This window comes from Microvirga sp. 17 mud 1-3 (genome assembly GCF_003151255.1).
In the GTDB taxonomy this organism is placed as follows: Bacteria; Pseudomonadota; Alphaproteobacteria; order Rhizobiales; family Beijerinckiaceae; genus Microvirga.
This window is the reverse complement of the sequence record NZ_CP029481.1, coordinates 523,099-543,122: the sequence shown is the minus strand read 5'-3', so window position 1 is coordinate 543,122 and position 20,024 is coordinate 523,099. Positions and strand designations below refer to the sequence as shown.

15 protein-coding genes are annotated in these 20,024 nt (G+C 56.0%); 7 read left to right on the top strand and 8 right to left on the bottom strand.

The window, feature by feature from the left end:
• The first annotated feature begins 11 nt into the window (after nt 1–11).
• A complete protein-coding gene (locus C4E04_RS02455; RefSeq protein WP_109594634.1) occupies nt 12–2,159 on the top strand; it encodes a peptidase domain-containing ABC transporter in 2,148 nt (715 codons plus the stop codon).
• Nucleotides 2,156–3,550 (top strand): HlyD family type I secretion periplasmic adaptor subunit, encoded by a 1,395-nt coding sequence (locus tag C4E04_RS02450; protein ID WP_245416208.1) that lies wholly within the window; start codon nt 2,156–2,158, stop codon nt 3,548–3,550. Before C4E04_RS02455 ends, C4E04_RS02450 begins: the two co-directional genes overlap by 4 nt.
• 227 nt (nt 3,551–3,777) lie before the next feature.
• On the opposite strand, the gene C4E04_RS02445 is transcribed toward C4E04_RS02450, so the two are convergent.
• The 5 genes from C4E04_RS02445 to C4E04_RS02425 are packed head-to-tail and all read right to left on the bottom strand — an operon-like array spanning nt 3,778 to nt 8,678.
• Nucleotides 3,778–4,932, bottom strand: a complete 1,155-nt coding sequence (locus C4E04_RS02445; RefSeq protein ID WP_109594632.1) for a DegT/DnrJ/EryC1/StrS aminotransferase family protein — start codon at nt 4,930–4,932, stop codon at nt 3,778–3,780.
• The gene (locus C4E04_RS02440; RefSeq protein ID WP_109594630.1) at nt 4,932–5,933 is read right to left on the bottom strand and encodes an NAD-dependent epimerase/dehydratase family protein; all 1,002 of its coding nucleotides are present in this window, start codon (nt 5,931–5,933) and stop codon (nt 4,932–4,934) included. Before C4E04_RS02440 ends, C4E04_RS02445 begins: the two co-directional genes overlap by 1 nt.
• Before the next feature lie 53 nt (nt 5,934–5,986).
• A complete protein-coding gene (locus tag C4E04_RS02435) occupies nt 5,987–7,102 on the bottom strand; it encodes a DegT/DnrJ/EryC1/StrS aminotransferase family protein (RefSeq protein WP_109594628.1) in 1,116 nt (371 codons plus the stop codon).
• Nucleotides 7,099–8,145 (bottom strand): Gfo/Idh/MocA family protein, encoded by a 1,047-nt coding sequence (locus C4E04_RS02430; RefSeq protein WP_109594626.1) that lies wholly within the window; start codon nt 8,143–8,145, stop codon nt 7,099–7,101. The genes C4E04_RS02435 and C4E04_RS02430 overlap by 4 nt, the downstream gene beginning before the upstream one ends.
• The gene (locus C4E04_RS02425; protein ID WP_109594623.1) at nt 8,142–8,678 is read right to left on the bottom strand and encodes an acyltransferase; all 537 of its coding nucleotides are present in this window, start codon (nt 8,676–8,678) and stop codon (nt 8,142–8,144) included. Before C4E04_RS02425 ends, C4E04_RS02430 begins: the two co-directional genes overlap by 4 nt.
• 269 nt (nt 8,679–8,947) lie before the next feature.
• Between C4E04_RS02425 and C4E04_RS02420 the strand changes: the two genes are divergently transcribed.
• Nucleotides 8,948–9,481 (top strand): DapH/DapD/GlmU-related protein, encoded by a 534-nt coding sequence (locus C4E04_RS02420; protein WP_109594621.1) that lies wholly within the window; start codon nt 8,948–8,950, stop codon nt 9,479–9,481.
• Between the two features lie 1,119 nt (nt 9,482–10,600).
• A complete protein-coding gene (locus tag C4E04_RS21595) occupies nt 10,601–12,088 on the top strand; it encodes a M10 family metallopeptidase C-terminal domain-containing protein (protein ID WP_109594619.1) in 1,488 nt (495 codons plus the stop codon).
• A gap of 195 nt (nt 12,089–12,283) precedes the next feature.
• On the opposite strand, the gene C4E04_RS02410 is transcribed toward C4E04_RS21595, so the two are convergent.
• Together C4E04_RS02410 and C4E04_RS02405 are read right to left on the bottom strand one after the other, a co-directional pair.
• The gene (locus C4E04_RS02410; RefSeq protein WP_245416207.1) at nt 12,284–13,090 is read right to left on the bottom strand and encodes a CpsD/CapB family tyrosine-protein kinase; all 807 of its coding nucleotides are present in this window, start codon (nt 13,088–13,090) and stop codon (nt 12,284–12,286) included.
• A gap of 6 nt (nt 13,091–13,096) precedes the next feature.
• Nucleotides 13,097–14,569: a Wzz/FepE/Etk N-terminal domain-containing protein gene (locus tag C4E04_RS02405; RefSeq protein WP_109594617.1), complete on the bottom strand. Its 1,473-nt coding sequence runs from the start codon at nt 14,567–14,569 to the stop codon at nt 13,097–13,099.
• A 321-nt stretch (nt 14,570–14,890) separates the two neighbouring features.
• Between C4E04_RS02405 and C4E04_RS02400 the strand changes: the two genes are divergently transcribed.
• The 3 genes from C4E04_RS02400 (at nt 14,891) to C4E04_RS02390 (ending at nt 19,144) form a co-directional block, all read left to right on the top strand.
• Nucleotides 14,891–16,168 (top strand): polysaccharide biosynthesis/export family protein, encoded by a 1,278-nt coding sequence (locus C4E04_RS02400; RefSeq protein ID WP_162559244.1) that lies wholly within the window; start codon nt 14,891–14,893, stop codon nt 16,166–16,168.
• Nucleotides 16,169–16,330: 162 nt separating this feature from the next.
• The gene (locus C4E04_RS02395; RefSeq protein ID WP_109594613.1) at nt 16,331–17,839 is read left to right on the top strand and encodes an O-antigen translocase; all 1,509 of its coding nucleotides are present in this window, start codon (nt 16,331–16,333) and stop codon (nt 17,837–17,839) included.
• 312 nt (nt 17,840–18,151) lie between these two features.
• Entirely contained in the window at nt 18,152–19,144 is a 993-nt protein-coding gene (locus C4E04_RS02390) for an AraC family transcriptional regulator (RefSeq protein WP_162559243.1), read from the top strand.
• A 25-nt stretch (nt 19,145–19,169) separates the two neighbouring features.
• Here the strand turns inward: C4E04_RS02390 and C4E04_RS02385 are convergent, their stop codons facing one another.
• Entirely contained in the window at nt 19,170–20,024 is an 855-nt protein-coding gene (locus C4E04_RS02385; protein WP_210204594.1) for a hypothetical protein, read from the bottom strand.

Here is a 20,024-nt window from a genome sequence, read left to right as displayed (position 1 = left end):
GAGGCGATCCTGTGGGCGCAGAAACCGAAACAGGCCTGCATTGCCTTGTAGCAGTCGCCCGTCACCACGGCACCGACCTGACCATCGAGCAACTGGCTCATTCGTATGCCATTACGGACGAGCCTGTTTCCTGGCAGCTCCTCCTGCGTATGGCGCGGGAATCGGGCCTGCGGGCCCGCAAGGTCAATCTGGGATGGCCCGATCTCCTCGGGCTCGGCGCGGCTTTTCCGGCTCTCGCTCTCCTGGCAAACGGCAATTGGGTCGTCGTCGCAGGTGTCGACAGAAGCGACCAAGGCGACAGGATCATCGTCTTTGATCCCAAAGCCGCGCGTCCCGAGCCATTGCACCTGGACGAAAATGACTTCTCTGCAGCCTGGCATGGGGACGTCATCCTCGTTAAGCCTGCCCGCAAAAGTCTGAAGGATCCAACGCGGCCCTTCGGCTTCCTATGGTTTGCGCCCGAACTGATACGTCAACGCCGGCTTTTCACGGACGTGATCGCAGCCGCGCTCGTCCTCTATGCCTTGGGCCTCGCGGTTCCGATCTTCTCCCAGCTCGTGATCGACAAGGTTTTGATGCACGAGTCCTATGCAACGCTTTACGTTCTTGCGGGCGGCGTCGCGCTGGCACTCGCGTTCGATGCCGTCTTCAGCTTTCTCAGAAAATATCTTCTGCTCTACGCGAGCAATCGCATCGACATGCGCGTGGCCGTTAGGACTTTCGCGCACCTTCTCTCGCTTCCCCTCGGATTTTTCGAGAGGATCCCTGCTGGCGTTCTTATCAAGCACATGCAGCAGGCCAATCGGATCCGGGAGTTTCTGACCGGCCGCCTCTTCACGGCCATTCTCGACGGCCTTTCCCTTCTGGTCTTTATTCCCGTTCTGCTGCTCTACAGCGTCAAGCTGACAATTGTGGTTCTGGCGTTCACAGCCTGTGTTGCCGTGACGATCGGGCTTCTCATTGGGCCGTTCCGCCGCCGCCTCCAGGCCCTCTATGAAGCGGAAGGTGAACGGCAGGCCCTTCTCGTCGAAGCCGTTCACGGCATGCGCACCATCAAGGCTCTTGCCATGGAGCCGCTCCATCGACGCAGCTGGGACAATTCATCGGCCCAGTCCGTGATGATGCGCTACAATGTCGAGAGGATCTCCGCGGCGGCGCAGAGTCTCACAGGTTTTCTCGAGAAATTCATGAGCGTCGCCATTATTGCCCTCGGCGCTCTCGATGTCTTCGATCACACCATGACCGTCGGCGCATTGGTTGCCTTCAACATGCTGGCTGGGCGTGTTTCGGGGCCCCTCGTCCAGATTCTGACGATGGCGCATGAATATCAGGAGGTCGCTCTCTCGGTCCGCATGCTCGGGGAAGTGATGGACAAGAGGCCGGAGACGGATGGGGCGCAAAGGGGCCTCTCCCCTCCTCTTCAGGGAGAGATCCAATTCGAGGACGTGTCGTTCGGATATCAGCCCGACCGTCCACCGGCACTTGACGACGTCTCGTTCACCATCGAGGCAGGCAGCATCGTTGGCATCGTGGGGCGCAGCGGCTCAGGTAAGACAACGATCACGCGCCTGATTCAACGTCTCTACGCGGTCCAGAAAGGCCTCGTCCGGATCGACGGTCACGATATCCGGGAACTCGATCTGGCTCACCTTCGCAAGTGCGTCGGCGTCGTTCTGCAGGACAACTTCTTGTTCCGAGGAACTATTCGGGAAAACATCGCGGCCGCGAAGCCGTCGGCAAGCTTTGAGGAGATTGCCTGGGCAGCCAAGGCAGCCGGCGCGGAAGAATTCATCGAGCGCATGCCTCGTGGATTCGACACGATGCTTGAAGAGAATGCGGAAAATCTATCCGGCGGCCAGAAGCAGCGCCTTGCGATCGCCCGGGCCCTTGTGACGGACCCGCGCCTGCTCATCCTCGATGAGGCGACGAGCGCCCTCGATCCGGACAGCGAAATGATCATCAGGCAGAACCTTCGGAAGATTGCCGAGGGAAGAACCGTGCTGATCGTGTCCCACCGCCTGTCCACTCTCGTGGATGCGAATGCCATTCTGGTCGTGGACAGGGGACGCCTCATCGCTGCGGGTCGGCACGATCAGCTCCTCAGTTCGTGCACGACCTACCGCCATCTATGGAACCAGCAAACGAGGCACGCGGCATGATTCCGACCCGCCCCATGTCCGGCGAAAAGGTTCCTGCACCGCAGATCCTGCCGCCTGTACCGAAGAAGCGCCCTGCCCATGTGGTGGAATTCCAGCCCGATGCCGTTGAGGTCGAGGAACGCGCTCCACCAAGAATTGCACGGCTGACGCTCTATTTCACGACTGCGCTCATCGGCACGGCCATACTCTGGGCCAGCCTCACAGAAATCGACGAGATCGCTGTTGCCAAAGGCAAGCTGATCACCACAGAACCGAACATCATCATCCAGCCTCTTGAGAACTCCGTCGTCAGGAGCGTTAAGGTCAAGGTTGGCCAAGCGGTCACGGCCGGGCAGCTTCTTGGGGTCCTAGACCCCACTTTCACGGAAGCAGATGTCCAACAGGTGCAGACCAAGTTCAATGCGGCCGACGCTATGGTGCAAAGGCTTGAGGCCGAGCTTGCCGACCGAACCTACCAGCCTTCCAATCCATCAAGCCCCGAGCAGCTTGTCGAAGCCAAGCTTGCGGCCCAACGCAAAGCCTTTAGTGAAAGCCGTCTGCGCAATCTGGATGAGGAAATCGCGCGCTCGGAAGCCAGTCTTGCAAAAAGCCGCCAAGAAGAGGCCATCTTGTCACAAAGGCTCACTGGCATTCAGGATATCGAGCAGATGCGCATGGTCCTCCTGGAGCATCAAACCGGCTCGAAGCTCAATCTTCTTCAGGCTCGCGACATGAGGCTCGATGTGGAGGCTATGCTGGCGCGAACGAAAGGTGCTCAAGTCGAAGCTGGGCACGAGCTTGAGAAGGCCCGGTCGCAACGCCAGGAATTCATCAACGATTTTACGCGCGCCACATTGGAGTCGCTGGTCGAGGCACGCGGCCGGCGGGATGCGGCTGCGGAGGAATTGAAGAAAGCCGAGCTCCGCCGGAACCTCGTTTCTCTTACGGCTCCGACCGATGCTATCGTCTTGGAAGTCGCCCAGCGTTCGGTCGGTTCGGTCATACGCCAGGCAGAGCCGCTTTTCGTGCTCGTCCCCTCCAACGTGCCCCTTGAAGCGGAGGTATCGATCGAGCCCAAGGATATCGGCCATATCGGAACCGGGCAGACGGCCCGGATCAAGTTCGAGGCCTTTCCCTTCCAGAAGCATGGGACTGCCACGGGCACCGTGAGAACCATCAGCCACGACGCTTTTCCGGGGGATAAGGAGAAGGGTTCCGAGGCGGCCGGGAATCTCTTGTACAAGGCTCGCCTGAGCCTCGACGATACTCAACTTCGCGACACGCCGGCTGACTTTCGCCTTCTCCCGGGCATGTCCGTTCAGGCAGAAGTCAAGGTTGGCCAGCGAACCGTCATGTCCTACTTCCTATATCCCCTTCTCCGGGGTCTGGATGAAGGCATACGAGAGCCATGACAAGTTAAATCATGCGCTTCGTTGGACGGCAGTTATAGAGCTGCTCACGCATAACAGAACAATTTGAAATTTCACCCTGGCCAGTCTTATGCGGCAACGTCATACGATATGGTGGAATACTCTCCAGAGGCAGAAAGTCTGGACGCGAGTGAATTTCATACGTGGCTCAGGATCCGAGCCGCTGTCTAGAGGAAATTCCAGCGTCCAAACGAGCTAAGCGCCTTCCATCAGACCAGAGCCGGCTGTTTGACAAGCGCCGCCTTGAGCGAAGACACAACCTGCTCCTGCATATCCTCCGTCATCTGATGGAACAGGGGAAGAAGGATACAGCCCCTGTGAGCACGCTCGGATTCAGGCAGTGGAAGGCGCAATTCATGATGTGCATATGCGCGTTCCAGGTGAGCGCACATGATGCCGCGTCGAGTCGCGACCCCGCGATCGAGCATCTTCTGCATGACTTCGCGCTGATCGGCGCCTTCAGGCAGACGGACGCAATAGCTTTGCCAGTTGGTTTTTGCCCATTCCGGCTCAGACGGAGCTCTTACACCCGGGATATCGGCTAGCATTTCCCGATAAGTTTGAGCGAGCCGCCGTCTACGGGCCACGATCTCGTCAAGCCGTGTGAGCTGAACGCGGCCGATAGCAGCCTGAACATCGGTTAGCCGATAATTGTAGCCGGGAACGGGATACTCCTCCAGAATAACAGTACGACTGTTATGTCGAACAGAGTCTGACACGCTCATACCGTGCTGGCGTAAGAGGCGAGCGAATCGGTCGTATTCGACATTGCTCGTCGTCATCATGCCGCCGTCCCCCACTGTCAGGAGCTTGCGGGGATGAAGGGAGAAGCAGGCGATATCCCCGATAGGGCGGCCGATCCGCTCCCACTGTCCGTTCATGCGGATCTCAGAACCGATGGCGCAAGCCGCGTCCTCCACCACTGCGACCCCATGGGCACGGGCAAGCGGCATGATCGCTTCCATATCGCACGGCATTCCCATTTGGTGAATGCACATGATGGCTTTGGTGCGCTCCGTAATTGCGGCCGCCACGAGTTCGGGCTTCATATTGAAAGTATTTGGGTCGATATCGACGAATACCGGCACAGCACCGCACTGGAGAACGACATTCGCACAGGCGATGAAGGTGTGGCTTGCAAGGATTACCTCATCCCCTGGACCGACGCCTACTGCCAAAAGTGCGAGATGAAGCGCCACTGTGCAGTTTGACACGGCACAAGCATGGTCGGACCCGACTGCTGCAGCGAACTCTCTTTCAAAGGCCGCAACCTCGGACCCTTGGGACAACCAACCTGATAGAACGACGGCCGAGGCGGCCTGGGCTTCTGCCTCTCCGATAAAGGGGGTCATGATCGGGATCATTAGGCAACACCCCTCTCTTCCTGCTGAACCTGCTGGCCTCGCCACCATTCAACGAGCTCCGCCAAGCCTGCCTCGGCATCAAGCTGCGCGCTGAATCCAATGAGGCGTTGTGCTGCCTGTGGATCGCTTAGCCGCCGTGGAACGGGATTGACGGCACGCTCGGCTTCATGAACAGGCACCAAGCTTGGACGCCCCATAACACGTGCCAGACAGCGGGCAAGATCGAGAAGAGAAGTCTCTTGGCCGCTTCCAACATTGAGAGCCACATCCGTTGCCGGAGAGATTGCAGCCAGGATATTGGCCCGAGCGACGTCCCTGACATGGATCAGATCCATGGTCTGCAACCCGTCGCCGAAAATGATGGGAGGCAAACCTGCGTCGATGCGCTCCATCCAGCGGATCATCACCTCGGTGTAGCGGCCATGAATGTCCATTCGTGGACCGAAGACATTGAAATAACGAAGAGCGACGTAATCAAGGCCATACATATCGTTGAACGAACGGAGCAACCCCTCTCCAAAAGCTTTGGCGGCGCCATATAAAGTGCGGTTGCCATATGGGTTTTGTCGCTCCGTCGTCGGAAACTCATCGGCCATTCCATATACGGAAGCCGACGAGGCCATGACGACCTTTCGGGCCTTCTCGCGAACGCAAAGCTCCAGCAGATCGTATGTCGCATCTACCATGACCTCCATCGCCATGCGGGGCTCCGCTGCACAATGGGTGATGCGCATGGCAGCCTGATGGAATACCGTATCCACTCCTGCGATGGCTTCGTTCATCAGGTTCCGGTCACGGATATCGCCATTGATCAGCCGCACTCGGCCGCTGGCCATAGCATCATCCAGATTTTCGGGCCGCCCTCGGATCATGTTGTCAATGACGACGATGTCCTGACATCCAGCATCGACCAGCAAGTCGACGATGTGCGACCCAACAAATCCCGCCCCTCCTGTCACAAGAATACGTTTGCCCGCTAAAACACTATGCGTGGAAGTCATGCTCGTCTCCGGTATGAGCAGATAGTTTGACCTTCGTCGCTGCTGGGCAGCTGTCAAACGGCCTCGACATGTCGTGTCTCAGCAACTCTGGCCAGTGCATCCACGACGTCGTGGACTTGCGTCTCAGTCATCTCTGGGAAAATCGGGAGCGACAGAAAGTTCTTGGCAAGGCGCTCCGAGACCGGGAATGATCCAAGGCCTGAGGCAAGGCTGGAATACGCCGGCTGTCGATGAACTGGAAGCGGATAGTGAATCCCCGTTGAAACACCAGCATCGGCGAGCCGCGTCTTTACGTGGTCGCGCTCCGCAATCTGTATAGCGTATACGTGATAGACGTGATCGCGACCGGCAGACCCAGGATATTGAATGCCCGTCTCGTCCAGGAGTTCATCATAGAGAGCTGCGATCCTCCGGCGACTTTCCGTCCAGGAAGGCAAAAACCGGAGCTTCACATCGAGGGCTGCGGCCTGAATTGTGTCCAGCCGATAATTGTATCCGTGAAGGACATGATTGTACTTCCCCTTTTGCCCCCAATCCCGGAGGCAGCGGAGCGTTGCGGCGATATCGGGGTCATCTGTAACCACCGCGCCGCCTTCCCCACATGCGCCAAGATTCTTTCCAGGGTAGAAGCTGAAGCATCCCATCAGCCCAAAGGTACCTGCCCTCTTTCCGTCTCGCTCCGCACCATGGGCTTGCGCGGCATCCTCGATCACAACAATTCCATGTCTGTGAGCGATGTCACAGATATCTGCCATGTTGGCCAGGCGACCATGGAGGTGAACAGGCAGGACAGCCCGTGTCCGAGGCGTAATGGCATCTTCGAATGCTTGCGCATCCATTGTGAACGTTTCTGGGTCCACGTCCACGAGAACGGGCTTGGCACCCGCATAGAGAATGGCCGCAACAGTTGCGACGAATGTCATCGGCACGGTAACGACTTCGTCGCCGGGACGAACCCCGGCCGCCAGGAGAGCCAGGTGAAGGGCAGATGTCCCGCTACTGACGGAAATGGCTTCCTGGCTTCCGCAGTACTCCGCAAATGCGGTCTCAAATCTCTGTACCGGGCTGCCCAGGACGTAGTCGCAACTCCTGAGCGCATCGAGAACAGCCTGCTCGAGGGGATCCCGTATGGTCTCATATTGAGCCTTGAGATCAAGAAAAGGGATCATGACGCTTCCTTCATTTCGGCCAATTCCACGGGATGGCCGCGCTTCTTGAGCGATTGCGTTGCACTTTCCAGGAGTGTGACGACACGATGCCCGCTCGAGCCGTTGGTGATCGGTCTCTGCCGATTTTCGATGCAGGCTGTGAAATGCTCTATTTCTGTGAGGAGCGCCTCTCTCACGGAGAGCTGCGGCACCCACACATCACCCATGCGATAATTCAAAAGCATACGGTGAATTTCGTCCGTACTGCTTGCCCCGCTCTGCTCTTCTGAGATGGAGACGCCGCGATCATAGACCTTGACCTTCTCGCTCGGCTCAACATCGTCATAAACGATCATACGCTGACTTCCGCCGATCAGCGTTCGCCTGATCTTCACGGGCGCAAGCCAGTTCACGTTGAGATGCGCGGTCGCCCCACCTTCGAGGTAAAGCGTGATATGGGCCATGTTCTCCGGACTGCCGAGAATATGCCCTGCCCCCGTTGCCGAAACGGCCAAAGGACGGGCGTCCATGACAAAATCGAGAATTGCGAGATCATGGACCGCCAGATCCCAAATGACATTCACATCCGACTGGAAGAGGCCGAGATTGATACGAGTCGAGTCGTAATAGTAAACGTCTCCGACAGCACCGTCTGAAATCAGGCTGCGGATCTTCTGGACAGCGCCTGTGTAGACGAAGGTGTGATCGACCATGAGTGTAAGGCCACGTCTCTCAGCCTCTTCGATCAGGATGGCAGCTTCCCAGGATGAGGAGGCCATCGGCTTTTCGATGAGCACATGCTTACCCGCACGAAGGGCCGCAAGAGCAATCTCGAAGTGCCAGCGAGTTGGTGTCGCAACGATGACCGCGTCGACCTCTGGATCGCTAACGAGCGTCTGCCATTCCCCCTCGATACGAGCGGAAGGATAGCGCGATGCAGCGCGCTTGCGCGCGGCGGGAGAGAAATCTGCAATCGAGACAAGTTCTGAACTCTCAACCTCCGACACGCACCGTGCAAGGTTAGGCCCCCAATACCCGTACCCGATAACGCCAATCCCGATCATGCCGGCCCCCGTTGAATGCTCTGCGTGATATTCTCAGCCCCGCCGCGAATAGGGATGCGGGTTCGACTGCGGCTATCGCCGATTACGCGTGCCGGAACTCCTGCAACGATTGCGAAATCCGGGACATCGCGGGTCACCACAGCTCCGCAACCGACAGTGGCCCCTCGGCCGATCACGATGCCGCATAAGATCGTAGCGTTGGATCCGATGGATGCACCACGCCGAACCAAAGTCGGGGTCATTTCCCAGTCCTGCTCGGTCATCAATGCGCCATCTGCATTTACGGCTCTGGGATAGAGATCGTTCGTAAACATGACGCCATGGGCGATCATGACCTCATCTTCGATGGTGACGCCCTCGCAGATGAAGGAATGCGAGGAAATCTTGCACCTTTCACCAATGAAGCTGTTCTTCTGGATTTCGACAAACGGCCCAATCCGTGTTCCGTCGCCGATCGTGCACCCATAAAGATTGACGAGATCAGGATGCGTGATGTGAATTCGACCATTCGTTTTGACGTTGACCGTAGGCATTTGCCCCAACCGAAAGCAGCTCTCTGTTTCATAAGCTATCGCGCTACGGCACGCGCATAACCCTGGGCATGAGTTGTACTACTTGCGACGTAGCTCACGGCTGAGGGCCGTCAACTTTATAGAATATTGCCCTTGCTTTTAAATTCCCTCGCTATTCTTACTGCTATTTGTGGAAGCGACATCCAAGGCTTGAATTGTACTGAACCTGGGACGAAACTCGGGCGGCGCGTACTGAAAGCCTTAGCGATCCATCATGGAAAGGGGCAGCAATGCTTGAGGACTTGAGAGAACTGCAGAAACTTCTGCAATTGGAAAAGCTCGAAAAATTCAAAAGGCGTGTCTCCTTCGGAGACCTGATAACCGATCGCTGGGAGAATGCCCGCGAGTATGGGTTTGGAGAGAATTCCTCTTGCTATGACAACGTCCTGATCCTGGGTGAGGTCGAAGTGGGGCCATACACCTGGATTGGCCCGAATGTTATTCTTGATGGTTCAGGTAGGCTCACGATCGGAAGCCACTGCTCGATTTCAGCAGGGGTACAGATTTATACCCATGACACGGTCAGGCGCAGCGTCACTTTAGGACAAGAGCCTGTAGAATACTCACCGACCTCCGTTGGAGACGGCGTATATATTGGGCCGAACAGTATTATTAGGCGGGGGGTTCATATTGGTAAAGGCGCGGTCATCGGCGCCATGTCCTATGTTGACGCCAACATTCCTGCCGGCAAGAAAGCCTGGGGATGCCCGGCAAAGATCGTAGGCGATGTCGAGGAGCCGGCTCGCGCGTCAATCAATAACTGACTCGCAACACATATCTCGATTGCGCCGCTTTTCGAGCGCCCGACGAACACAGAAGGAAAGTCGCAAACGCAACAATAGCAGCCAAGTGTAAAACTCTATTCATACGCATTCAGAATGAATTCACATTGCCGTTTCAGTGCACAAGGAGCTAGTCCAAGCCACAGCAGGCGCAATTCTGGTTTCCATTGGAACTGATATGTTTCCAGTGACCCTTCGACAAATGCGAGACCTGTCTATTTGCATAGGCTGTTTAACTAATTCTCTCCTATATATGCCATGTTACATATGATTGTTACTAACCGCCTTCGCCCTTGTCGCATCCAATATAGGGGCGCCCCTACGTCTACCAAGAATACGTAGCGCTGATTTCCGCCTAAACTGTGCCACAGTATGGCCAATATTGATGATTCTGAGCATTTTATTCAGCCTTTTTGCCAAGCTGGCACATTTTGCCAAGCAAGTGGCGCATAATCACAAGACTGATCTTAGCCCTAATGTGTAGTTCAGAGCCATGCACTTGAGCGTATCAGTTTCAAGTGTACTACATGTATAGATAGGGACCCTTCGAGAATATATCGACACTCTATCAGCATACAGAAAACGACTAAGTGTATCCAGAAGTGCGGCGCACGCTGGAGCAGAGGCGGCGTCTCTGGATCCTGCTTGCTTAAGTATGAAAAAACAAAGGGGCCACATGCAATCACTCATTTTCACCTCCGAGAGATAGCGACAGGTATCCAAGCCTTGGGCAACATGGGTACGTCGTATCTGTACCTCTCCCAGTGCTGGAGACGGCCGGAAGCTCGTGTGCGTTCAGTTCCGCTGCCGTTCGCATCTCAGTCATCAAGTAGTCGGTAGTCGTCCCTCGGGACTGCAGAGCCAAGGCGCTATTGCGCTCTGGCAAATGCCGAACGTGCGTGCAATCCACGGCCTCATAGCTGCGGCTCGGTTCCCGTGGAGCATGCGCTCGCGACATCTGCGCCGATACCTTGCTGCCTGAGTAACCTCATTGGTCGGGCCGACCAATCACCTGGCTGACTTTGCATGTCGGCCGGAGAGCTCCCCTTTTGGCCCGTCTCAACAATCCACCTTTTTATTTAACCTAGAGAAGGATTTATCATGGCATTTCCGACATCAGCGACGACTGGGGTTCCGGACGGGGTGAAGCTTCTGCCGTCGGGCGGGATCGTGGTGACCAAGCCCGGCACGGTGCTCGAGGGTCTCGACATCCGTGGCCAGGTTTACATCAAGGCCGATAACGTCACGCTCAAGAACTGCAAGATCACCACTAAGGACTTCTACGTGGTGCGCATCGACAAGGGCATCCAAGGTGCCGTGGTGCAGAACTGCGACATCGACGGCCAGGGTGGCTCGGGCACCGGCATCGGCGGCGCCGGCACGTTCCTCGGCAACGACATCCGCGGCGTCGTCAACGGCATCAACCTCGAGGGTGCGGTCGGCTCCAAGATCATCGGCAACTACATCCACGATTTCCGCGGCGGCCCCGACGAGCATTTCGACGGCATCCAGATCTTCGGTGATGTCGGCACCATGAAGAACATCGAGATCGCGCACAACACGATCATCAACGACGGCAGCCCGATCGGCGTTTCGGCGATCTTCGTGGCCAACACCTTCGGTCCGGTCGACAACGTCTCGATCCATCACAACTACCTGTCGTCGCCGGGCAATTTCCCGGTCTACAACATGGGCACCTACACCAAGTCGCCGATCACCAACGTGACCTGGTCGGACAATTATGTGGTCAAGGGCTATTACGGCTACGAGAAGATCACCGCCGACAGCCAGGGCCGCCTGCCGACCATGACCAACAACACCAATGTGGACAAGGGTCTGCCGCCCGAGACCGCACCGGATTCATACGCCGGTTCCTCGCCCGCCCCGACTCCCACCCCCGAGCCCACTCCGACGCCTGAACCCACTCCCACGCCCGACCCGGACCATACTGTCACGGGAACCTCCGGCCATGACACGCTGAAGGGTACGACGGGCGGAGATATCCTGAAGGGACTCGCCGGCAACGATACCTATACGGTTAACCACACCGGAGATCAGGTCATCGAGCTCGCCGGTCAGGGCACCGATCTCGTCGAGAGCTCGATCACCTACACACTGCCCAGCAATGTCGAGAACCTGCAGCTTACGGGCATGGGTGCGATCAACGGCACGGGCAACAGCCTGAACAACGTCATCACCGGTTATGGTGGATCGAACATCCTCAACGGTGGCGATGGCAACGACACGCTCAATGGCTGGGGTGGAGCCGATACCCTGATCGGCGGGAATGGTCGTGATGTGTTCGAGTTCAGCGACAAGTACAGCGCGAACGGCGACAAGGTCATGGACTTCGTCCATGGCGTCGACAAGCTCGACTTCCGCAAGATCGACGCCAACACTTCCAGGAGCGGCGATCAGGCCTTCATCTTCGACGGTTACGCCAAGGGTGGAAAGAGTGGCCACATCTGGGCCGTTGAGGACAAGGCTGCCAACGTGACCCATCTGTACGGCATCACCGATGGCTTCAAGTTCCAGGTGGACCTCCACGGACTTAACCTGAAGCTGGCGGCTTCGGACTTCTATCTGTAAGTCGAAAACCGACAAAGGGCTGGGCGCAGGAGGAGACTCCTGCGCCCAGCTTCTCTTTGAGCTTCGTCTTCTTGTACAGCATTCAAGCGAGACAGATCTCGGGCGTAGAAAGAGCTTCACAATTGTCAGGCAGCCCCTGGCGAAAGCCTGGCCTTTTAAAGCGTAGCTATGCTCACGTTCGTTAGCGTGCAGGATCTAATAGCCGTACCGCTCGGGGCTATATCTGCATTTATTCAAAACCACCCCAAGGACCTGTGACTCACGAGCCAAATTCCGCTCGCAGGCATCCACCTCACTAAAGGTGCTTGTCTCGGCGGCGGCGACCAGAATGACGCAGTCCACATTCGGCAAGAAAGCCAGCACGTCGTCATTGATCAGCATCGGCGGTAGATCAAAGATCATAACATCGGGCTTCAGCTTCTCTTTCAAACTCCTTATGGCCGGAGCCGTCCGAGGATCCTGCAACAGCTCGGCGGCGCAGGATGCGGGATATTCATTCGTACCTACAGCAATATTCTCGCCGCACCGCGTGAAGGATTCTTCGATGGAGCTGTCGCCTCTCAGGAACCGTTCCATGGAGTGCTTCTTCTCCAGGCCAAGGACATTGCCGACTTGAGGCCGCCTGAGATCGAGATCCACAAGGACGGTCCTGCAATCCTTTAAGTTGGCGAAACTAAAAGCTAGGTTGACGGCAAGAACGGTCTTTCCACACCCCGGCGTCGGGGAAGTGATTGCAACCGAGGTCCAGTTGTTCTGACGCAAGACTTTCAGAACCTTGGTCCGGAGTATGTCAAATCTGAAGCTGGCTGCATCGAAGCGGTCAATTGTGACAATCCGGCTCTGTGCAGTATGCTTCCGATCCAATCTCACTTGAGGCAGCTTCTTCCACACGGGATCACTCGCCTGCGAGGGCGGCAAAGGAGGCATTCCATTATCCCGATACGCTACCAAGGCGATCTCTCGTTCCAGTTTCTCTAATGTAGATTGAATTCGCTCCATCATGAGCCCCTACATCCCCGATGCACGACGGAATGCCGTTGGAATTAGTCTCAAACCGCCAGAAGGTGGCTGCCCCCTTACGGGGATATAAGGAATGGTCTCAAGCGGTTCGATCTCCAGTGTTTCGACCAATTCACTGGGCCGACGGATCGTCTTGTTCAGGAACTCCAGTGCCAGGATCAAACCGAATCCAAGCATGATGGAGGCGACGATGCTGCCGGCCGCGATAACAAGACGCTTGGGGCCGATGGGGTGCTGCGGCGGCAGCGCCCAATCCAAGACTGAAAGTCTTTCACCCTTGGACCTCTGCTCGATTCGATCCCCCGTGGAAGCGTCTGCCAGTCTTGATACGGCAACATTGTACTGCGTCTGAATATTTTGATATTGACGCTCCAAGGAGTTTAAGACCGCCTCGTTGGCTGGTGTTGCGGCAATTGCCCTGTTGATCGACGACAGGTTTCGCTCGATTGTAGCCTTGTCATCGACAATCAATTCCAGCCTGCGATCAATATCGGCAAGCTGCATGCTCAGCTCTGCAGGGAGGGGTTTTTCTTCGGACTCTCCAGACTTGGCATCGCTCGTCTTTTTTGCGGCCGCAGCTTTTTCAAGTGCCGCAATCTGCTTTTGAAGAGCCACAATGCCAGGACTGCTATCTGAGTAGATCGTGCGCTGTTCGATTAGCACTTTGCGCAGTTGGTCGAGCGTAACCTCCTCGACGCCCTTGACGGCGCTCCCAACCCGTCCAGTACTGTTGTACATCTGCAGTAACCGTAAGCGTCCATCGCGGAGCGAGGCCTCCTCACGCCCAAGCTGCATCAAGCGGTCCTGAAGATTAAGTTGCTGGCTGTAATGGAAGCTGAGCCCCTCTGGCAACGCATCCCTGTTGTCCTTTTTGAAACTAGAGATCTCCCCTTCAATCTGTACAAGTTTCGCACTCAGCCTGTCCGTTTCGTGCTGAAAAAACTGCAGTGTTTCGCTCGCCTGCTCAGTGCGGAGCTCCGTGTTCTTTTGGATAAGAAGTTTCACGAACTCGTTTACGATGTTGGCCGCGAGCTCTCCCTGAGACGCCTTGTACGATACCGTGAAGGCGAGAGCGGCATCCCTGCCGCGCGGGACGTCGAATTGCATCTGATCCACGCTCATCCGCGAACGCATGTCGTCAACTATGTCATCTTCCGAGGCCTCAGGCAGGTTTCGGTAGAGGTTAAGCCGTTCTGCTAGCGCCAGCAGATTGGCCCTCGTCATCAGTCTTAGCTCGACAATCTGAAGCTGCTTCAGGATCTCAGCAGACACGGTTGAGCGCGCCAGGTCCGTGGGAATCTGCGGGGACTCCACGAGGATTCTTGCGTTTGCGCGATAGGTGGGAGGAAGAAGATAAGCGACCGTAACCCCCGCCGTCGAAACCAACGCCACTATCGCCAAGAAGTAGTGAATTCGCCGAAAAAAGAGCGAGAGATAAAAGCGGACGTCGATATTGCCCATCGTGCGGTCACTCGCTTCATCTGGGAAGAATTAGTGCGCGCGCCGCACACCAGTTCCTGTCCGTTTTACGTATTTCTTGGGATGACGAAAGGAGCAGTTCATGAGCCTCACGCTAAGAGAGAGCCTATACTTCCTCTCGCCGTACGCCTTAAATTTACACTCTTGCGTCGCGAGAAGTCTAGTTAACGGTTTGGCTCGTAAGTATTACATGCCGTCTACAACGTTGACGTCGCGGGCTCACTTGCCAACAATCGGTCCGGCTCAAACGCTATCGAGCATCCCAATGGCAGGGAATTCAACATGTCAGGGGCCCGCGTATCCATGCAATCTTCCCGCGCACCACTGCTCGCGGCCATCGCCTTTGGGCTTCTTGCCGCGTGGCCCCTTGCGTCACATGCCGACACCTACCCCATTGCCCCTCAAACAAAACTACGTGTCTCCGTTGTGCAATGGGTCCCGTCGAAGGGTGAGTATCAGCCGTGGGGCGCCATCGGCGGGGAATTTACTGTGTCCTCTACAGGCACGCTATCGTTGCCTTTGGTCGGCACCATTTCCACTGGAACGATGGACAATGTGGAACTCGCTGCCAAAATCTCCGATCAACTCAAGGATAAGACTGGGTTAATCAGCGCTCCGAATACAACAATAGAGATTCTGGAGTACCCACCGATCTATATTGTCGGGAGCGTCACCACTCCGGGAGAATACAAATTTCGGCCTGGCATGACTGTCCTCCAAGCCTTGGCCCTTAGCGGCGGGCGCTATCGAGCCGCGACACAGGACGGTGATAAAGGGCAGATCGGAATGCTGGGCGATCTGCAGAGCTTCCGGGAAGATATTCTTCGGACCCTGGCCAGAATCTCCCGCCTGGAAGCAGAGAGTAGCAGCGCTAAAGACATCAGCTTCCCGGCCGATCTTACTTCACGGGCCGGGGATCCGACAGTCGCGGAAGTCATGGCGCAGGAGCGGATTGTTTTCAACGCCCGCAGAAACGAGCTTAGCCGCCAGCTCGAAAGCCTTGATGAGCTGAGAAAGCTGTTCACGTCGGAAATCGACATTCTGGAGAAGAAGACCGAAACACTCGATAGCCGTATCAAGCTTGTAAGCGATGAGCTCGCCGGCGTCAGGTCGCTGGTTGAGCGAGGCATTGCGACAGTCTCAAGACGATCGGAGCTTGAACTCGCTGTATCGAATCTGCAGTCCAATCGGCTCGACGAGATCACGGCTGCCATGCGCGCTCGGCAGAATTTAAGCGAAGCTACTCGGAATGCCCTCAGCCTTAAAGACAAGCACCAGACGAGCGTCTCTGTCGAACTACAGGAGGCTCAGGCCAATCTTGAGCGACTGAAAATCAAGGAAGACGTCGTAAAGAAAGTTCTTGTTGTCAGTGGCACGTCGCCGATCAGTGAGAGCAAACGTGAGAATACGGTCGAACCCAACCTCACCTTTACAATTGTAAGACAGTCCGAGGGAAAGGCCGAAGAAATATCCGCCTCGGAGCAGACTCCGCTGAAGCCGAATGATGTTGTGAAGGTTGCGCTCAGCGAACCCGCTGGAAAGCGCCCGACGAACTCAACGGTGAGCGGATTGACACAATAGCGCCCTGCTTACTGGGAAGCTTCGGTTCATGCGGCCGCCGGTCTGAATTGCCGGTAGGCTTACTAAACGCAAAATTTCGGATGTCTAGCGAGGCCATAAATGATGATCATTTTTCCTTCCGCTAGAACGTGAGAGCCGATTCCATTCCAAACGGTTGAACATATGCTCACTAAGGACGATCGCCGAGAAAAGCACACTTATGTTCAAATCCTTAAGTCGACAGTTCAGATCGGCGGATCGTCTGTCATCAACATTGCTTTCGGAATTATCAGAAACAAAGCACTTGCGATGATTCTTGGCCCATCGGGGGTTGGCCTTATGGGCTTGTATACGTCTATTGCCGACCTCACACAAAGCGTTGCAGGCCTGGGGATTCAGAGCAGCGGCGTCCGTCAGATTGCAGAGGCCGCCGGGACGGAAGATGCGGAAAGAATTGCTACAACGACTATCGTCCTTCGCAGAATTTCTCTTCTTCTGGGGCTTTGCGGGGCCTTCGCCCTTGCGTTATTCGCACAACCGATTTCAGAGTTCACTTTCGGTAGTGACCACCATGCTATTAGCGTCGCGTTGCTCGCCGTCGTCGTATTCTTCAAGTCCATATCGGCAGGCCAAGCGGCCCTGATCCAGGGCATGAGACGAATCTCGGACCTCGCCCGGATGAGCATTCTAGCAGCCGCTTTCAGCACAGCGGTCAGCATTCCTCTGATTTACGTGTTTGGCGAAAAGGGCATCGTGCCATCGCTGATAGCCATGGCGGCAGCTTCAATTCTCACCTCGTGGTGGTACAGCCGGAAGATCCAGATAGCGACGCATCCGCTCTCCTTAAAACAAATGTGGCCGGAATCCACGAAGCTGCTCAAATTAGGCTTTGCGTTCATGGCGAGCGGCTTCCTCACCCTTGGGGCGGCATATGCAATTCGGATTATCGTGCTCTCCAATGCCGGCGTTTCCGCGGCTGGCCTCTATCAGGCTGCGTGGACGCTCGGAGGGCTTTACGCCGGCTTCATTCTGCAGGCCATGGGTGCAGACTTCTACCCACGGCTCACTGCGTCGGCTCAGGACAACGCGGAATGCAACCGCCTTGTCAATGAGCAGGCTCAGGTCAGCATCCTGCTCGCTGGCCCGGGCGTTATCGCGACACTCACCTTTGCACCAATTGTAGTGTCCCTATTCTATTCCTCCGACTTTCACGCCGCGATCGGCCTTCTCCGGTGGATATGCCTCGGCATGGTCCTGAGGGTTATCGCCTGGCCGATGGGCTTCATCGTCCTGGCAAAGGGAGCGCAGCAGATATTCTTTTGGACCGAAGTTCTGGCAACTCTCGTCCATGTTGGAGCCGCTTGGCTTCTTGTCATCTCGTTTGGGATTGACGGAGCAGGTGTCGCTTTTTTCATCCTTTACGTCTGGCATAGCATTCTGAGCTATATCGTCGTCCGTCGGCTTAGTGGCTTCCGGTGGTCGGCTGCGAACATGAAAGTCGCGGCAGTTTTCTTGCCTACGGTAGGGGTTGTATTCTGCAGCTTATTGTATCTTCCATCCTTGCCTGCAATCGGCATAGGAGTCGCGGCTCTGCTCTTCACGGGCTTCTATTCTCTCCGCACTCTTCTCACGCTTTACCCTCCTGAGTTCCTGCCCGCTGCAATCCGCCCCTGGCTCATGCGGCTGGTCTGAAGGCGCATCCAAGACCGACGCTACGGTTGATCGAAGTGCCACCCTCAATCATCGCACGAGTCGAAGCATGCCGGTCTTTGCGTGAATGCTCGATACGGAAGTGCCTCATGCGGTCTCCACTTAGGGTCGTCCGGAATAGCTAACAACGGTTTACGACAAGGCCTTGCCTGCATATTCAAGTGAACGGATATTGAAGCTCTGCGGTAGATCAGACAGATGCCCCAGAGAAACTCACTTCAGCCACTAAGGAAGGGGCTCGCAGCGCTCCCAACGGCCGTTGGAGTGCTCTCACGACTTGCGGCGGAGCGTGCCATGCAAGCCGGCGAGGATGTCACCTCCCTGCTGAAAGAAGCTGGCCTGCCATCGAACCTCCTAAGTGAGAACCACGTTCGCGTTAGCGTTCGAAGCCAGATTCTGTTTCTCAATATGGTGGCGGAGGCAATCAAGGATAACCTCCTCGGTTTTCATATCGCCCAGGAGTTCGACCTGCGCGAACTTGGCCCGTTTTACTACGTCATGGCGTCATCGGAAAAACTGGGTGACGCAATCTCGCGCGAAGCGCACTATAGCTCCATCGTCAATGAAGGATTGCGGATCTCATATCAGAAGACCAGTGTCTTCACGATTGATTTTGAATATATCGGTGTTCAGCGCCATCTCGATCGCCACGAAATGGAGTTCTGGATAACCTGCACTCTTCGAAAAAGCCGCTTCTTCACAAACCGCGGGCTAACGCCAGCTTATGTAGGTTTCGTCCATCGTCATGAAGGCGACCTCTCCGAAATGGAGCGCTATTTTGCATGCGCCCTGAACTTCGGAGCTCCAGCGGATCGAATCTCATTCGATCTTCAAACAGCTGATTTACCTCTCATCACGGCTGACCCTTTCCTTAACAGGTTCCTGGTGGAGGACTACGACAAGGTTATTGCGCAGCGTCAGTCGAACCAGAACCCACTCAGAACACGTGTCGAGAATGCCATAACTCCACGCCTGCCCCATGGAAATGTCAGCATTGTGAGCATTGCCAATGATCTCGGCATGAGTCCTCGGACCCTCTCAAGACGCCTGGCCGAGGAAGGCCTGACATTTAGCAGCATTCTCGACGAACTTCGGGCCGTGCTTGCGAGAAGCTATCTTCGTAACAAGGAGCTCTCGATTTCTCAAATCACTTGGCTGCTCGGCTACGCAGAGGCAAGCTCATTTGTACATGCATTCCAGCGGTGGACGGGAATGTCTCCGAGCCACGCGCGACGGCAGCTCAATGGATCAAGCTCCCGGAACAATCACCCAGAGAATCATCCGTGAGCAGAATGGTCTGGGTGAATCCTGTCTAACCTGCCTCCGGCAGCTTCACCCTGCTCACCTCCATCGGGACAATCCTCAAATTGTTCGGCATGCTTTGAGACTGAATGGCATTCCTCAAGGCGGTGTCGACACGAGCGCCAGCCCCTTCCCAGGTCGCGGATCGCACACTGGCTGCAGCCGCGCGAGCCAGGGCCTCGAAATCTGGATGCTTCACAAGGGCTTCAAGTTCAGTCGCAAGCTCTTGAGGCGTCGGCCGGGCATAGTGCACAAACGGGTTGCTAAGCACCATGCGATTGTGTTCAGCGTCATTGACCACCGGAATGCAACCGGCAGCCAACATTTCATGAGGCACGAGAGACACGTTCGTCAGAGATAAACTCAAACCCGCAAAGCAACGGTTATAAATCCCGTTCAGTTGGCTGGGCGTAACCCACCCATGATCGATTATATTGAATGGCAGCGCACCAATCTTATCGCCATAAACATGGATCTCGATGTCCGGCCGGCGCTTCGCAAACAATTCAAGCGCCATGATGCCAAGCTCTAAACCGCGGCGAGCCTCGCGGCGAGCGTAATAGACGATTCCACTCCGCTTGTTCTCCGGCTGCAGCATGTAGCAAGAACTGTCGCAACCGAATTCGAAGTAGTCTGCCGTGAGGCCATACTCTTTTCCAAGCTTCTCGGCCAGCCAACGGCCCGCCGTAATGGCATGGAAGCCCATATGATAAGTATTTTCCGCCAGAATACTGGCGGCGCTGACAGGGTGAAAGAAAGGCTCAAAATCCTGAACGAAATAGAACCGCTTTCCTGCGCAGGTTGAGTTGAATACCGCATATGCGGTTGGCCAACTTGTGGCTATCACACCATGAGCATCCTTCAT

What these genes read in the sequence shown, in the direction of transcription:
- C4E04_RS02450 (WP_245416208.1), top strand. Translation starts at nt 2,156, where the DNA reads ATGATTCCGACCCGCCCCATGTCCGGCGAAAAGGTTCCTGCACCGCAG.
- C4E04_RS02445 (WP_109594632.1), bottom strand. Translation starts at nt 4,932, where the DNA reads ATGATCCCGATCATGACCCCCTTTATCGGAGAGGCAGAAGCCCAGGCC.
- C4E04_RS02440 (WP_109594630.1), bottom strand. Translation starts at nt 5,933, where the DNA reads ATGACTTCCACGCATAGTGTTTTAGCGGGCAAACGTATTCTTGTGACA.
- C4E04_RS02435 (WP_109594628.1), bottom strand. Translation starts at nt 7,102, where the DNA reads ATGATCCCTTTTCTTGATCTCAAGGCTCAATATGAGACCATACGGGAT.
- C4E04_RS02430 (WP_109594626.1), bottom strand. Translation starts at nt 8,145, where the DNA reads ATGATCGGGATTGGCGTTATCGGGTACGGGTATTGGGGGCCTAACCTT.
- C4E04_RS02425 (WP_109594623.1), bottom strand. Translation starts at nt 8,678, where the DNA reads ATGCCTACGGTCAACGTCAAAACGAATGGTCGAATTCACATCACGCAT.
- C4E04_RS02420 (WP_109594621.1), top strand. Translation starts at nt 8,948, where the DNA reads ATGCTTGAGGACTTGAGAGAACTGCAGAAACTTCTGCAATTGGAAAAG.
- C4E04_RS21595 (WP_109594619.1), top strand. Translation starts at nt 10,601, where the DNA reads ATGGCATTTCCGACATCAGCGACGACTGGGGTTCCGGACGGGGTGAAG.
- C4E04_RS02410 (WP_245416207.1), bottom strand. Translation starts at nt 13,090, where the DNA reads ATGATGGAGCGAATTCAATCTACATTAGAGAAACTGGAACGAGAGATC.
- C4E04_RS02405 (WP_109594617.1), bottom strand. Translation starts at nt 14,569, where the DNA reads ATGGGCAATATCGACGTCCGCTTTTATCTCTCGCTCTTTTTTCGGCGA.
- C4E04_RS02400 (WP_162559244.1), top strand. Translation starts at nt 14,891, where the DNA reads ATGCAATCTTCCCGCGCACCACTGCTCGCGGCCATCGCCTTTGGGCTT.
- C4E04_RS02395 (WP_109594613.1), top strand. Translation starts at nt 16,331, where the DNA reads ATGCTCACTAAGGACGATCGCCGAGAAAAGCACACTTATGTTCAAATC.
- C4E04_RS02390 (WP_162559243.1), top strand. Translation starts at nt 18,152, where the DNA reads ATGCAAGCCGGCGAGGATGTCACCTCCCTGCTGAAAGAAGCTGGCCTG.
- C4E04_RS02385 (WP_210204594.1), bottom strand. Translation starts at nt 20,024, where the DNA reads ATGAAGGATGCTCATGGTGTGATAGCCACAAGTTGGCCAACCGCATAT.